The 14,574-nt window shown below is 62.2% G+C and carries 12 protein-coding genes; 6 read left to right on the top strand and 6 right to left on the bottom strand.

Translation table 11 applies throughout. From position 1 onward, the window contains the following. The first annotated feature begins 464 nt into the window (after positions 1–464). A complete protein-coding gene (locus tag C8N35_RS20505) occupies positions 465–1,529 on the top strand; it encodes a D-alanyl-D-alanine carboxypeptidase family protein (protein WP_245926888.1) in 1,065 nt (354 codons plus the stop codon). Between the two features lie 56 nt (positions 1,530–1,585). On the opposite strand, the gene C8N35_RS20500 is transcribed toward C8N35_RS20505, so the two are convergent. Genes C8N35_RS20500 through C8N35_RS20490 form a run of 3 tightly spaced genes read right to left on the bottom strand, consistent with a single transcriptional unit; the run spans position 1,586 to position 4,656 of the window. Further along, positions 1,586–1,981, bottom strand: coding sequence for a response regulator (locus C8N35_RS20500; RefSeq protein ID WP_245926887.1), 396 nt, complete (start codon positions 1,979–1,981; stop codon positions 1,586–1,588). A 55-nt stretch (positions 1,982–2,036) separates the two neighbouring features. After that, positions 2,037–2,444 carry a response regulator gene (locus tag C8N35_RS20495; RefSeq protein WP_170122198.1) on the bottom strand — a complete coding sequence of 136 codons (408 nt, stop codon included), beginning with the start codon at positions 2,442–2,444 and terminating at the stop codon, positions 2,037–2,039. A gap of 37 nt (positions 2,445–2,481) precedes the next feature. After that, positions 2,482–4,656, bottom strand: a complete 2,175-nt coding sequence (locus tag C8N35_RS20490; RefSeq protein WP_170122197.1) for a PAS domain S-box protein — start codon at positions 4,654–4,656, stop codon at positions 2,482–2,484. Between the two features lie 436 nt (positions 4,657–5,092). Here C8N35_RS20490 and C8N35_RS20485 point away from each other — a divergent pair, with 436 nt between their 5' ends. Continuing rightward, entirely contained in the window at positions 5,093–5,452 is a 360-nt protein-coding gene (locus tag C8N35_RS20485) for an Hpt domain-containing protein (RefSeq protein WP_170122196.1), read from the top strand. 357 nt (positions 5,453–5,809) lie between these two features. Beyond that, complete coding sequence (locus tag C8N35_RS20480) at positions 5,810–8,386, top strand: ATP-binding protein (protein WP_170122195.1); 2,577 nt, start codon at positions 5,810–5,812, stop codon at positions 8,384–8,386. 127 nt (positions 8,387–8,513) lie between these two features. On the opposite strand, the gene C8N35_RS20475 is transcribed toward C8N35_RS20480, so the two are convergent. Together C8N35_RS20475 and C8N35_RS20470 are read right to left on the bottom strand one after the other, a co-directional pair. After that, positions 8,514–8,936: a DUF3830 family protein gene (locus C8N35_RS20475; RefSeq protein ID WP_107991603.1), complete on the bottom strand. Its 423-nt coding sequence runs from the start codon at positions 8,934–8,936 to the stop codon at positions 8,514–8,516. A 276-nt stretch (positions 8,937–9,212) separates the two neighbouring features. Further along, positions 9,213–10,517 carry an NtaA/DmoA family FMN-dependent monooxygenase gene (locus C8N35_RS20470; protein WP_107991602.1) on the bottom strand — a complete coding sequence of 435 codons (1,305 nt, stop codon included), beginning with the start codon at positions 10,515–10,517 and terminating at the stop codon, positions 9,213–9,215. 124 nt (positions 10,518–10,641) lie between these two features. Between C8N35_RS20470 and C8N35_RS20465 the strand changes: the two genes are divergently transcribed. Genes C8N35_RS20465 through C8N35_RS20455 form a run of 3 tightly spaced genes read left to right on the top strand, consistent with a single transcriptional unit; the run spans position 10,642 to position 13,516 of the window. Further along, positions 10,642–11,454, top strand: a complete 813-nt coding sequence (locus tag C8N35_RS20465) for an ABC transporter ATP-binding protein (protein WP_107991601.1) — start codon at positions 10,642–10,644, stop codon at positions 11,452–11,454. Beyond that, entirely contained in the window at positions 11,451–12,464 is a 1,014-nt protein-coding gene (locus C8N35_RS20460) for a FecCD family ABC transporter permease (protein ID WP_107991600.1), read from the top strand. The genes C8N35_RS20465 and C8N35_RS20460 overlap by 4 nt, the downstream gene beginning before the upstream one ends. Next, a complete protein-coding gene (locus tag C8N35_RS20455) occupies positions 12,461–13,516 on the top strand; it encodes a FecCD family ABC transporter permease (protein ID WP_107991599.1) in 1,056 nt (351 codons plus the stop codon). The genes C8N35_RS20460 and C8N35_RS20455 overlap by 4 nt, the downstream gene beginning before the upstream one ends. An 80-nt stretch (positions 13,517–13,596) precedes the next feature. On the opposite strand, the gene C8N35_RS20450 is transcribed toward C8N35_RS20455, so the two are convergent. Further along, positions 13,597–14,574, bottom strand: coding sequence for an ABC transporter substrate-binding protein (locus C8N35_RS20450; RefSeq protein ID WP_107991598.1), 978 nt, complete (start codon positions 14,572–14,574; stop codon positions 13,597–13,599).

The following is a 14,574-nucleotide window of genomic DNA, read 5'->3' as shown; positions in this document are numbered from 1 at the left end:
ACGCCAGTGACCAACGACACAGGGGCGAATTGCGGTGGCGTGCCATCGCGCGGATGATACTCCGGCACAGGGGATGATCCGGTGCGTTTCGCGAACGCGTTGCGTCCACGCGCCGCAAGGTCTTGATGCGTTTGCCACAGTGGTAAAAGATCTCGAACGCCACGCCTTGAAGTTGCGACGATCCCGAACCATCATGCACGCGATTGGATCGAGGCGCTCGCCGCATTCGTGAACGACGTCAAGATGATCCGCCAGCACCGAGTCGCGCCTGCCCATATTTTCGTGAGATTAGGGGCGGCCCTGTTCCGTTTTTTCCGGATTTCGCAGATGCGCCTTGCGACAATCGCCACGCCGTGTTCGCGACGACCTCCCGCGAGCGTAGAGCAACAGCCCGCTGGCGCCGTCGCCGTCGGCCCCGCGTCTGCCCCTGCGAAATGACCCCCAACCGTACTGAAAGACTGCCCGTGAGCCCATTCCTCGCCCGCCGCGTATGGCCCGTTGCCGTCGCCATAGCCCTCGCCTTCTCCATCCCCCTTTCCGCGCGCGCCATGACGACGCCTGCGCTCGTGGTGGACGTCGACAGCGGCGCGGTTCTTTTCGCGCAGGACGCGGGGCGGCCCTGGTACCCGGCCTCAACGACGAAGTTGATGACAGCCCTCGTAACGTTCGAGGCGCTTGCGGCGGGCGAGGTGACACTGGAGACGCCGGTGGTCATGTCGAAGAAGGCGATGCGCCAGGAATCGCTGCATGCCGGGCTGAGCGTCGGGCGCGCGATGCGGCTCGAGGACGCCCTCTACGCGGCTTTCGCCGCCTCCGCCAACGATGTCGCCATTGCGCTTGCGCAGACGGTGGCCGGCAACGAGACCGCCTTCGTGGCACGGATGAACGCCACCGCGAAGCGGCTGGGCATGAATGCCAGCCATTTCGCCAACGCGAACGGCCTGTTCGATTCCGGCCAGCACGTTTCCGCGCGCGACCTGGCCATTCTCGCGATGACGATCGACAAGAGATTTCCGCAATATCGCCCGATCTTCGGAACGTCGCGCGTGATCGTCGACGGTCAGGCGGTCGATTCCTTCAACGCATTGCTGACGCGCTATCCCGGCACGGTGGGCATGAAGACCGGTTTCCTGTGCGCCGCCGGACGCAACATCGTCGCCCTCGCCGAGCGTGGCGGACGGCGGGTCATGGTTGTCCTGCTGGGCGCGACCACCGACCGGGAGCGCGCGGAACGCGCCGCCATGCTGCTGACGCAAGCCTTTGCCGGCGAGCTGAAGCCGACCGGCCTTTCCGTAGGCCAGATCCAGGACCAACCGTCGCAACGGCCGGAAGACATGCGCGTGCGGCTGTGTACGAGCCAGTCGCAAGCCTATGAGGCAAAGCAGGCGCGGCTCTATCCGATGGGCATCGGAAGCAACCCGAGCTATCTCGATGTACCGCGCGCGGGCCATACCCGCACGATCCACACCTGGGCCGTGAACTACCCCGTGGATCCGCCGCTGCCGGCGGCCAAACCCTCCACACACTGAAAGCCGGGTTTCGGCAGGCACCGGGCCCGGTCTTCCAGGACATGTCGCGGCAGGGTTCAGGCGACGTCGGCCACACCCGGCATGTGATCTCTCACCTCCCTGGGGAGGCCCAGCGGATCGAACGGCTTGGCGATGACGCCGACCGCCCCCAGCGAGAGGAAGCGTTCGATTTCATAGGCCTGCGTGCGGGCGGTGATGAAGACGACCGGGGTCTCCGCCGTTGTCTCGATCTCTCGCAGCTTCGCAAGCGTTTCCGGTCCGTCCATTCCCGGCATCATCACATCGAGCAGGATGATGTCCGGCGCCCACTCGCGAACCTTGGCCAGAGCCTCGCTGCCGGAGGCGCAGACGTTGATTTCCAGTTCCGGATCAAGGCCCAGCGACAGGGCGGCGACTTCCCGGATATCGTCTTCATCATCGACGTAGAGCACACGCATCGTTCTATCTCTCATGTTCTCGTTCGGGCCAGACCAGCGAGCGTACCCGCCGAAATCCGCACGGGCGGGCCTATCCGGCATCGGACATCCGATCCTGGGCCGCGGCGGACAGGGCGGCGGAGGCGGCTTCCGCGAGCAGCGGCGCCAGTTCCTTGAAAGGGGCATTCTTGGAGATATAAGTGAAGGCCCCCAGCCGCTCGCCCCACGACACATCCATGACGGAGTCGCGCGAGGACACCATCACGATCGGAATTTCCTTTGTTTCCGGGGTGTTCTGAAGCTGCCAGAGCAACTGGAAGCCATCGACGCCGGGCATGAAGACATCGAGAATGATCAGGTCGGGGTGCTCCATGCGCGCGACATCGAATGCGCCACGTCCTTCGGTGCATTTCATCGTCCCCATGCCTTCCTTGCCAAGCACGATCTCTATCAAGGTCAGCCAGTCGGGGTCGTCATCGACGATCAAGGCCGTTGCCATCTCTTCTTCTCCGTTCCTTTTCCGCCACCTGGCGAGGCTATGCTTCGCTTGTGTCGGCGCTCCAGGCGACCGCCCTTGAATGGGCGGGTCCCCCGATGCGGGAAGCGATATCGCCATCTCCGTCTTCGCCAGCGTACTCGACAAGATCGAAGAAGAACGTCGATCCGACGCCGACCTCGGACTGAACTTCGATCCGGCTCCCGTGTCGCTCCAAGATCGCCTGCGCGATCGGCAGCCCAAGACCCGAGCCCTGACTGTTCTTGGCGTCGGTCGTGTCGAGCTGCACGAACTTGTCGAATACCTTGCCGATGTCATCGGCGGGAATTCCAACGCCACTGTCACGCACGCTGACCCTGATAAAGCGGGCATTCGGCTCTATGCCGACCTCGACAACCGAACGCGCCTTGCTGAACTTGGCGGCATTGGAGAGGAGATTGTCGAGAACCTGGGTGAGACGCTTAGGATCCCCCAGCACCCACGCATTCTCCAGTGCCGAGTTCAGCGCGAAGGTGACGTTGTTTTTCTCCGCGTAGGCGGCGTTCGCGTCGAGCGCCTTGCGCACCAGCGTGACGAGGTCCAGCGCCTCCAGACGCAGGTCGATCCGTCCGGATTGCAACTTCTCGATCGCCATGATGTCGTTGACGAGGTCGATCAACCGATTGGCGTTGCTGTGCGCAAGTCCGACCAGCTTGCCGATCTTCTCGGGCATCTCGCCCATCTTTCCGGAATGGACGAGAGCAAGCGATCCAGTCAGGGACGTGAGCGGCGTGCGCAATTCATGGCTCACCAGAGCGATGAATTCGCGTTGCATCCGATCGACCTTGCGTCGTTCGGTGATATCGCGAATGACACCGACGAAATGCGGTTGGTCCTTGAGCAGGATGTCGGCGACGAACAGTTCAATCGGGAACATCTCTCCGTCACGGCGGGAGGCTTCGAGCTCCCGGCCGATACCGATGATCTTCGCCTCGCCGGTCTCCAGATAGTTGCGGATATACTGATCATGATTGACGCTGTGGGGCGCCGACATCAGCATCGAGACATTCTTGCCGATCAGTTCGTGGTGGGCATAGCGGAAGATCCGTGTGGTCGCGGGGTTTGCGGAGCGGATAATGCCGTTCTGATCAATCACGATAATCGCATCCGCCACTGTTTCCACGATGGCCGAGTTCTCCGCCTGCTTGTCGCGCAGCGTCTGTTCCGCAGTGCGCCGGTGGCGGTTTTCCTGTTCAAGCAGATCGCAGGACACCAGCGTCTTCTGCAGACGCCCCAGCATCTCGTTGAAAGTGTCGGCCAACCTGACGACTTCGCTGTAGCCGCGCGAACTCACCCGGCGCGAAAGATCGGAGGCATCGCGCACATCGTTGACGTCGCGCGCGAAACGAACCAGTGGCCGCGCGACGAGCATCGCCGTCATGATCAGACCGATCGCAAGCACGATCAGGTTCGCCAGCGCGGACAGCCCGAGTGTGCGATCCAGCCCTCGCAAGGGCGCCAACAGGTCGTCGCGCCGCGAAAAAAGCAACACACCGAGACCGGGATAGCTCTGCGAGACGGCGGAGACCTTCATCCACCCCCCATTCTCGTCACCGGCCTGCGCGCTCATCGCGCTGGCAGACGCAACATCCGACGCTATTGGAACGCCATTGATCGTGACGGCAGCAAGGTCCGCGAAATGCGACAGGTTCATGTAGGAGGCGAGCGCGGAGGCTGGAAAACGAACGAACACGGCACCGCGCACGGATTCCTGCTGAACGACGGGAACGGCCAGCGTCACCCGCTCGCGTTCGACGGCGAAATGTCTGTCGTTCCCTACCGATGTGAGCAAGTCCGGCATGGTCGCGGGCATATTGGCGGACTGGTTCGCCGCGATCAGTCGGCCATTCGCATCGATCAACCCAACCACAGCACCGGGTATCGACGCCATGGTGAGGCTTGCGAAGAACGGGCGGATACTGGTTCGACGCTGGTCCTCATCGGTTATGACGTCACCGATAAAGCCGTTGTGAGCGATCGTATCGAGGACCGCGGCCAGCGCTCCGAGCCGCATATTGATCGTGTTCACCGCCAATTCGCTTTCGCGGTTCAGCTTTTCCTCTAGCTCGGCCTTGAAGGTTGCGCTGATTTGCCAATAGGCAGCCATCGCAATCACGGCCATCGACGCGACAGCCAAGGGCAGCATCTTGATCAGCACACCAGGCAGAAGACGCATGTGAAGAGGGCTTCCCATGAAACACACTACATTCCGGCGGCAAGCGCCGGGCGAGAATCGGGCGGAGAATTCCATCGCAACTCCCTGTGCGACCGCGATGCCGCACGCCCCGTACCGGCCCGTCTTGACACCGCGACGTTGCACTCAGACGTCAGCCCCCATTCGCCCGACATCCAGACAGCCGATCGTGAAAGTCTGTCTGGTCTAGCAATATTCACACTGGGCATTTTCCTAATACATCCGGAGTTGAAAGTTATTATGATATTTATCGTAACGTAGCATCCGTTTTTCATTAGTAAAGACCGAATGGAATTCTATATTTACAATTCTATTGAAGTCATAAGTTCAAATACTTAGCTTATTATGCGGTAGAGCTACGATAGTATATTTACCGTGACCCCGAATGCGGAAGTCCGTCTCAACTGGGGAGGCCAAGGTGGAGCAGATCGATCAACAAAAATGGGACGGGCTCTTCGAGGACCTTCGCACGCGTTATCTCAAACGGCTTCCCGAACGTCTGGACGCGCTGAAAGCGGCGCGCGACGCGTTCAAGTTCGGCACCACCCCGGAGCTTTGCGAACGCCTCGCGCTTCAGACCCACAAGATGGTGGGTTCAGGCAAAACCTACGGGTTCGAAACGATCAGCAGCCGGGCCCGGATTGTCGAAGATCTGGCTCGCCAGCCCTCCGCATCCATCGAAGACATCCTCCCTTCCGTTGAGGCGCTCATTGATGAATGCCGTAAGGTAATTCGAGATTCCGAGCCCCCTCAGGCACCCGTTTTACGAGACATTTGAACGAGCATCTCCCTGCAGAACTGCTCCTCGTATACCCTGCCTCGGCTCGTTCGCCCTCTTGTCGCGGCTCCGCAAACACCTAAAGAACCCACACTTTCTATCTTTTGTTCAATATCTTAGACTCTTCTCCGGGAGGCGGGGAAAGACCTGCGCCTTCAGGACAAGGGCAGGCCGCGACCGTCAAATCCGCTCGGGATTCCAGCCGATAGACCCACTAACTATACTTTAAAATATTTTTCACACTATTATAAGAACAATAGATTACCGTGAAAACAAATGACTACCGTCGCTTATAACAACAGATATTTCACGTATACACTGTATTTTTTCTCTGGCTTGACGAAGGGGATACCGGAAATGACGGCTTCGGAGCCGGAAGCGAACCAGCCGCGCACGCGCCATCCAGGCCGGATTGGCCGCTCGATGCAACACAAGATCATGCTCCTTGTGTGCTGCTGCGTTTTTGTCAGTTCGGTTGTCGTCGGAATCATCGCCTACAACCGCGTCCGATCGGGGGCAATGGAGGAGACGAGGCGGACGCTGGTCGTGGAGGCGCAGCTCATGGCGCAACGGTTTCGCAACAGCTACAGCCACACTGCGCATGACCTGAGAATGCTGGCCGGCATGCCTCCCATACAGGGCATCATCCGCAGTTCACGAAACGGCGGTATCGATCCGATGGACGGCTCTTCGCTGGACATGTGGCGCCAACGCCTCACCGAGATCTTCGACTCCCTTCTCTCGCAACGCCCCGACAACTTCCAGATCCGCTATATCGGGCTCGCCGACGGCGGCCGCGAACTTGTCCGCGTCGACCGCGGCCCGGCCGGGAACCTGAAAAGGGCGACCACAGAGCTGCAACGAAAGGGCATGGAAGACTATTTCGCGCTCGGCGTTCGTTCCGCAGCCGGCAAGGTCGTTTTCTCCGAGGTGACCTACAACCGGGAATTCGGCAAACGGGACCCCCAGGACATTCCCACCATTCGCGGCATCCTGCCGATATTCGATCAGTTCGCAAACCGCTTCGGCATGCTGGTGATCAACAGCGATTACGACAAGCTGTTGCGCAACGCCTTCATCGAAATGCGTCCCCGCCACCGCACGATCGTCGTCAACGGCCAGGGCGACTACATGGAGCATACCGGCAAAAACGGCGCGCCGCTGTCGCTTGAGCTTCACAACCAGTACACCCGCACGCCTCCGCCGGTGATCAAGCAGGCCGCAAACTCCGCGCAAGCCATAAGCCTCTTCGAAGAAATCGACACGATCAACGTCGCCATCAACACCGACAAGGGTTTCGGCGGATTCGACGACGGCATCAGCATCATCATCCAGGTGCCTAAGGCGGAGCTCTATGCCCAGGCTAACAGGACAGGCAAGGAAGCTCTGATCGCTGGCAGCGGCGCCTTGTTGTTGTGCCTGATCGGATCGCTGTTTTTCGCGCGTGCCATGATGGGACAGCTCAGCGACACGGCGATCGCCATCGTGGAGAATGTGACGGATGGCCTGATCCTCGTGAACAGTGCCGGCACGATCGAACGCTTCAACCCGGGCTGCGAGCGCATATTCGGATACCACTCATCGGAAGTCGTGGGAAAGCCGGCTTCCATCCTGCTGTCACAGGAATTCGCAAAGCGACATGAGAAATGTCTGTCGCGCTATCGCAAGGGGGGCGGGTGCGCGGCGGCGGGGAGCACCATCGAGATGGAGGGCAGGACCAAGGCGGACAAACCGGTTCCGATAGAGATTTCGATCAACGAACTCAATCTCAACGGACGCATCAAGTTCTCCGGCGTCATGCGCGATATCAGCGAGCGGCGGAAAATGGAGCGGATAAAGACCGAATTCGTCTCTACGGTCAGCCACGAGCTGCGAACCCCGCTGACATCGATACGCGGCTCGCTGGGGCTCGTGGGAAAGATGGTCCCCGACGGCTTGTCCAGCTCGCTCTATCAGATGATTTCGCTCGCACAGAAGAACACTGACCGGCTGATCACGCTCGTGAACGACATTCTCGACTTCGAGAAACTGTCGAGCCGAGAGGCGGTTTACGACATGAAACTCGTCAACGTACAGGAGGCGTTGAGCCAGGCGGTGGATCTCATCCGCGGCTTCGCGGACCAGCTTTCCATAAAGGTCGAGATGCATTCGCCGGACGCCCCGCTTCAGATCATGGTGGACGTCAACCGCTTTCAGCAGATCCTGGCGAACCTGCTGTCGAACGCGATCAAGTTCTCCCCGGCGTCCGGGACTGTCATGCTCGCGGCGGAGAGGTCGGGCGATGCCGTTTGCATCTCGATCAGGGACGAGGGGCCAGGCATACCGGAGGGTTTCAAGGACCAGATCTTCACCCCCTTTTCCCAGGCCGACAGCACCTCCAGCCGCAAGTTCGGCGGAACCGGCCTGGGGCTTTCCATCACCAAAAGGATGGTGGAGGACATGGAAGGGACAATCGATTTCGAGAACGAGATCGACAAGGGAACGACCTTCCGGGTCAGCTTCCCCGTCATTCAAGCCACGCACGCCGTCCCGCCGATCCAACGCAGCGCCGGCGATGGTCGCATGCTTGGACTGCATGTCGAGGACGACGGAGATTTCGCGGCGGTACTTGCGGAAATGTTCAACGACACGATCCGGCTGGAACAGGCTCGCAGCCTTGCCGAAGCGAGAGAATACCTTGCGGCCAACACGTTCGACCTGATCGTCATCGACGTGGCGCTTCGCGACGGCAACGGGCTCGACCTGCTGAACGAGTTGCCCCCCGATTGCAATACGGATGTGATCGTCATCACGGCGATCGACAGCGACTTTGATGACCCGCGCATCGACCTGGTGATCGTCAAGTCGAAACGCGATCAGGCCGAGATCGGGGACAGGATCACGGAACTGCTCAACACGCGCCGCACCGACCTGACCAGCTTGGTCGGGGCCTGACGCGCTCAGACCGACAACCAGCGCCGCAGCGCAGCCTTCATGAAGAGGCAGCCGCGTGCCTTTACGTGTGACACGCACGATAACGCCCGCCAACAGAGGGTTGGCGGGCCTGTTGGCAGCGTCCTCGTCAGTCGTCGACTTCCTCGAAGACGATTTCCTGCGCGCCTTCCCACAGCACCTGGGGGCCGAGCGCGGGAAGCTTGTCGAGGTTGGAGGTCAGCGTGATGAAATGGTTGCCCGCGAGCTGGCCCATCTTGCAGGCGAAATGAACGCCTCCGTAGCCCAGCAGGATCTCGGTTTCGGAGATGCCGCCGGGATAGAGGATGAACTGGCCCGGAGCGGGATAGGAAGTGTGGTTTTCGTAATCGACGCCGAACTGCATGTCGCCCAGCGGGATCCAGACTCCCTCTCCGCTCCAGCGCACGTGAACGACCTTGGAAACGAAGGGAAGGTGCTTGCGGAAGGCGGCGACCGTCTTGGGCGCGGCCTCTTCTTCGAAGCGGGCGTCGAATTCGATGCCGGCAATGCGGACTTTGAGTTTCTTGGTCATGGTTGCCTCGTTTCGGCCAATGGAAGGAAACGTCATTTGGTGAGACCGGCCATGCGCGGCAGGAACAGGGAAATGTCCGGCACGAAGGTAGCGCGCGGAGGGATGGGGAAAAGGCCCGCCCGCGGCACGACGAGTCGTCGTGCGGAGCTTTATCATGGAACGCTTGGGGAGACGAAGAAGCGACACGGCGCGAGGGGGGCCGGTGAAAGAAAAAACTGTCGTTCGAACAGCGCCCGATGGACGAGCCGGGGAACGCGTCCATCGCATTGCTTCACGCTATTGCGCCAGATGATCGGCAAAGGTCGTGCCGCAGTAGTCCTTGCGAAAGAGCCCCGCCTCGCTCAGGCGCGGGATCACCTCGTCCAGCGTGCGGTGCATGCACTCCACCGAACCGCCGGGAACCGCGATGAACCCGTCCATGGCGCGCGAAGCGGCCCAATCCGATATTTCGGCAACCGCATCGTCCACCGTGCCGATCACCTGCCAGTGGGAAGAGCCCATCACCTCCGGGCGCATGAGCAGGTCGGCAACCTTAGGTTCCTCGCGCACGATCAGACGGCGAAGAAGCTCGGAATGGGTGCGGCTGCGCACGTATTCCAAAGGGGCAGACAGATCCGCGGCGGTAACCGACCGGTCATCAGGCCAATCGCGGAGATCGAGTCCGGTCATCTCGAGGATCGTCGCAAGCTTGCGGGCGCGCTCGGCGCCGGCATGGGTCGCGGCGAAGAGATCACGCGCCTGCCCGCGCGTATTTCCCAGATAAAGGCTCAGACCCGGCAACACCTTCACCGCATCCGCTGCCCGGCCGTGGGCCTCGCCACGCGTGCGCAGATCCTTGCGTAACTCGATCGCAGCTTCCTTGTCGGGCGTGGCGGCAAAGATCGCATCGGCAATGGAGGCGGCAAAGTCACGACCAATCGGGGATGCCCCAGCCTGAACCAGAGGGACCGGCGCCTTGTCGAAAGACGGCAGATTGAGCGGCCCCTTGACCGAAAAACAACCGCCCTCGTGATCGATCGCGCGGATGAGCGAGGGATCCGTTCCGATGCCTGCGGCACGGTCGCACCGGATCGCAGCTTCGGGAAAACTCTGCCACAGATGCCGGACCACATCGGTGAATTCGGCGGCGCGCGCGTAGCGTTCCTCGGGCGTCGGCATTTCCGGCAGACCGAAATTCTCGTGGCCGTCGAGCGCGGTGACAATGTTCCAGCCAGCGCGGCCGTTGCTCAACCAGTTCAGCGACTGGATCTGCCGGGCCACGACATAGGGCGGATAGAAGGTTGTGGAGACGGTGGAGAGCAGACCGATATGCGATGTCTCGCGGGCGATGGCGGCGAGCAGGATGGTGGGGTCCAGTGAACCGAAGCCGGGGCCGGATTCGAGCATTTTGGGATGCAGGAAAAGCGTGTCCGGCCGGAATACGAAATCGAGCTTCACCGCCTCCGCGCGCTTGGCGATATCGAGATAGTAGTCGCTTGAAAGCAGGCCTTCGATATTGCTGTCAGGGCGCCGCCACGCCTCGCCGCTCAGCCAGGTGGGCGCGAGCGACATGCCGATATGCAGCGTCTTGGTATTGCTCATGCAGTCCAGCCTTTCGTGTGGTTCTTCACGCGTCACGATGCCCCGCAGGAGGCCTTTCTAAATCTTGAGTGTTTTAGTATAGTTTAGCACTTCCGCCTATGTGACAAGTTGGGAATCAGGGGCTTTGCTCGAAGCCAGAAACGTCGTCGCCTCCTACGGAAAAACGCGCGTGCTGAACGGGTTGTCGGTCGGTTTCGAACCCGGCCGGATGACGGCGCTCGTCGGCCCGAACGGCTGCGGGAAGTCGACACTTCTCAAGGCCATCATGGGATTCGTGCCCTTGCGGGCGGGGATTGTGAGGCTCGCGGGCGAAGACCTGCACCGCATCGCCCGGCGCGGGTTTGCCCGGCGCATCGCCTACCTGCCGCAGGAGAGCCACTGCCCGGACTACATGACGCTCGGAGAACTGGTGGAGCTTGCCGGTTACGCCCGTTATTCGCTGCTGGGCGGACCGAGCGCGCGCGATCGCGAACTCTTCGCCCATGCGCTGGAAACGGTGGGACTTGCGGACATGGCCGACAGGCAGGTCAACGCGCTTTCCGGCGGCCAGCGCCAGCGCGCCTTCATCGCCATGGTGCTGGCGCAGGACGCCGAGATCGTGCTGATGGACGAGCCGGTGAACCACCTCGACATGAAGTACCAGTACGCCGTCCTCGATCTGGTGCGCGATCTGACCGAGACCCACGGCAAGACAGTCGTAACCGTCCTGCACGACCTGAACCTCACGACCACCTTCGCCGACAACGTGGTAATGATGCGCGAAGGCCGGCTGGAAGCGATGGGAGCGGTCGGCGAAACGGTGACGGCGGAGACCGTGTCGCGCGTCTTCGATCTCGATGCTGACATTTTCGCCCGAAATGGACGGCTCGTTTGCCTGCCAAACCGCGACATCGGCGCAAGGATCGCACCGCCCACCCGAACGGAGGCGACGGCATGAGGCCGCGCTGGCTCGTTCTGGTGCTCATCGGCCTCGCCCTTCTCGCAAGCCTTCTCGCCAACCTTGCAATTGGTGCGGTGCAGATCGGTTGGAGCGACGTGCTCGCCGCCCTCGTCCGATTCGATCCCGACAGCTACGACCATTTCGTCGTGGTCTACCAGCGGCTGCCGCGCGCCCTGATCGCGATCTATACCGGAGCGCTGATGGCGGTCGGCGGAACCGTGCTGCAGGGACTGACGCGCAATCCGCTCGCCTCCCCATCCACACTCGGCATCAATGCGGGCGCGATGCTCTTCGTCATCGTCGGCGCCTACACCTTCGATCTCGGGCTGACGGCACAAGGGATCGCGGCACTCGCAGGCGCGGTCTTCGGCTTCGCCTCCTGCCTGAGCGTCGCGCGGCTCGCCGGGCTCTCGCGCGATCCTCGCGGGCTGGCGCTGATCCTGTCGGGCGCCCTCGTCTCCATGCTCTTCGTCGGTATCGCCAACGCCTTCCTGCTCGCCGATCCCGCCCGGCGAACCGATTTCCTCGGCTGGATCACCGGCAACATCAATCACGTCTATGCGGACAGGCTCGCCGATTTCTGGTGGATCGGCCTCCTCTCCTTCGCCATTCTCGGCGCCATAGCGCGACCGCTGACGCTCGTCATGCTGGGCCAGGAAAAGGCATCCTCGGCCGGGGTCAACATCACATGGGTGACCCGTGCCGCGTTGGCAGCGGTGACGTTAGGGGCCGGTTCGGCGGTTGCGATCTGCGGTCCCATCGGATTTGTCGGGCTAGTGGTGCCGCATATCGTGCGACCGTTCATCGGCGCCGGGCTCGGGCTCGCGCTGCCGGCAGGCGCGATGACAGGGGCAATTTTCTGCCTGATCGGCGACCTCGTCGCCCGCCAGGCCTTCACCCCCTACGTGCTTCATACCGGCGTGCTGATGGACCTCATTGGCGGCATCGTCTTCGTGGCGATCGTGCGCCGCTTCTATCTCACGCCGGGGGCGCGAGGCGAGACATGACGCTGACGCGTGCAACCGACGGAAAGCCCGTCCTTCTGTTTTCCTCAGGCCTCCAGATCCGGATCGGCAATCTTGCCGCCGCCGGATTCCTCGGCCTCCTCGCCCTCGCCCTTACCGCGATGGCGCTTCAGATCGGCGCGACGCATACGGGCCTGTTCGATCTTCTGGCCGGCCTTTCCGGCGGAGCGCTCGATCCCGATCAGGCCTTCGCGCTGCTGGGTGTGAGGCTGCCACGCATCGTGATCGGCTTCATGGCCGGCTGGATGGTGGCGATGGCCGGTGCGATGCTGCAGTCGCTTGCGCGCAATCCGCTGGCGGATCCCGGGCTCTTTGGTCTGTCGCAGGGCTCGATGGTGGTGATCATGCTGCTGCTGGTATTCGTGCCGGAGGCGCCTCGAGGACTGATCCCCGTCGCCGCGCTTGCCGGTGGCCTTGCTGTGGCGCTCGCCCTGATCTGGCTCGCGGGCGGGGCGAGATCGAGCGGACTCGCGATCCTGCTGATGGGCATCGCCGTCGATACCGTACTGTCCTCGGTGACCTCGATCTTGATCCTCTACACGCCGAAGGAGACGTCCTACTCGCTTTCGGACTGGCTGGCCGGATCGCTTTTTCAGGCGAGCCCCACGGCGATTCTGGCGATCGGACCGTGGTTCGTCCTGAGCCTCGTTATCGCTTTTCTCACGGGCCGGGCGCTCAAGAGCTACGACATGGGTGACGAGCTGGCGCAGGCGCTGGGAGAACCGGTCGCCAGATCGCGCCCGCTGATCCTGCTGGCGGCCGTGCTCCTGAGTTCGGCGGCCGTGACGGCGGTGGGTCCGCTGATCTTTCTGGGGGTGATGGCACCGCATCTTGCGGGCTTTGTATCGCCGGCGCGCGGGCGGGCGCGGCTCATTCTCTCCGGCCTTGCCGGTGGCGTTCTCGTGGTCGGCGCCGATTGCCTGACGCGGGCGCTTGCCGGGGACATCGCCCTCCCCCTCGGGCTCAGCCTGACGATCCTTGGCGTGCCGCTCTTCGTCATCACCCTGCGGCTCAGGGCATTGCGGGTCAGGTGAAGCGCGACAGAGAGGTTGCCGCCTCCCCGTCATGCTTCACCGCCAGTTCCGTGCCCGGTCAGCATCTGCTCGGCATTCGCTCAGTGCCTGGCCCACGCCTCGAAGGTATCAAGGAAGTTCTCCGCGCTGGCGACCGTCGGGGTTGCCACGGGGGCTGAATCGAGGAACAGGATCCGCCCCTCGCGCGCCGGTTTCATGAAGCGCTCCCAGCCCGGCATGATGCGGTCGAGCCTCTGCCTGATCGCCGTCTCGTCGCGATCGGCTTCGGCATAGCTTTTCATGACGATGAGAAGATCGGGATCGAGGCGCCCCAGAATCTCACTCGAAAGCGGCACGGCGAATGTGGAGCCGAGACCGCTGGCCGCTCCCGCCTCGCCCAGAGGCGCGCGGGTATAGCCGAGATCCTCGACCGCCTGAACAAGCCCCGACATGTTGCCGACGAGGCTCACCTGATCGGAGACCATGATGGCCAGATAAGTCTTTGCCTGCGGGCTTTCCGGCAAGACCGCCCGCACCTCATCGAGGCGGGCGCGATACTCCGCCAGACGCGTCTCGAAAGCGCCCTCGCGACCGATCAGCCTGGCGAGATCAGCCTGCGAGGAGAAGCCATAGACCTCCCCGGTGCTGCTCGCCTGAAGATAGACAGGGGCGACGGCGGAGAGCTGGTCCGCCTTGTCGCGATCATGCTCGGTGGAGATGATCAGGTCGGGATGGAGCGCCCTGAGGCGTTCCAGATCGATGGTACCGATGGCGCCGATGCCCGATTTGGGCTGTGGCGCATCAGGCCCCAACACCGCCGTCACGAAATTGACGGCGGTCAGCACCTTGCCGTCGTCGGTGCGGCCGTAGGCACCGACGACAGTGCCGCCGATATCAAGGATCGGCACGCCGAGCAGCGGCTCGTGCAGCACCACGATACGCTCCGCCCTGTCGGGCACGGTGACCGTGCGGCCGGTATCGTCCGTCACGGTCTTTTCCCCGGCCCAGCTCGCTTGAGGCGCGATCACGAGCGCCTGTGCGGCAATGAGGACAGGGATGACAAGTTTCCAGATTTTCAT

The sequence above is a fragment of the Breoghania corrubedonensis genome (assembly GCF_003053845.1).
Classification (GTDB): Bacteria; Pseudomonadota; Alphaproteobacteria; order Rhizobiales; family Stappiaceae; genus Breoghania; species Breoghania corrubedonensis.
This window is presented reverse-complemented; position numbering and strand designations above follow the sequence as displayed.

Excerpts from the sequence above, each read along its gene's own strand:
- C8N35_RS20495 (WP_170122198.1), bottom strand. The coding sequence starts at position 2,444 with ATGGCAACGGCCTTGATCGTCGATGACGACCCCGACTGGCTGACCTTG.
- C8N35_RS20450 (WP_107991598.1), bottom strand. The coding sequence starts at position 14,574 with ATGAAAATCTGGAAACTTGTCATCCCTGTCCTCATTGCCGCACAGGCG.
- C8N35_RS20475 (WP_107991603.1), bottom strand. The coding sequence starts at position 8,936 with ATGACCAAGAAACTCAAAGTCCGCATTGCCGGCATCGAATTCGACGCC.
- C8N35_RS20490 (WP_170122197.1), bottom strand. The coding sequence starts at position 4,656 with ATGCGTCTTCTGCCTGGTGTGCTGATCAAGATGCTGCCCTTGGCTGTC.
- C8N35_RS20460 (WP_107991600.1), top strand. The coding sequence starts at position 11,451 with ATGAGGCCGCGCTGGCTCGTTCTGGTGCTCATCGGCCTCGCCCTTCTC.
- C8N35_RS20500 (WP_245926887.1), bottom strand. The coding sequence starts at position 1,981 with ATGAGAGATAGAACGATGCGTGTGCTCTACGTCGATGATGAAGACGAT.
- C8N35_RS20455 (WP_107991599.1), top strand. The coding sequence starts at position 12,461 with ATGACGCTGACGCGTGCAACCGACGGAAAGCCCGTCCTTCTGTTTTCC.
- C8N35_RS20470 (WP_107991602.1), bottom strand. The coding sequence starts at position 10,517 with ATGAGCAATACCAAGACGCTGCATATCGGCATGTCGCTCGCGCCCACC.
- C8N35_RS20480 (WP_170122195.1), top strand. The coding sequence starts at position 5,810 with ATGACGGCTTCGGAGCCGGAAGCGAACCAGCCGCGCACGCGCCATCCA.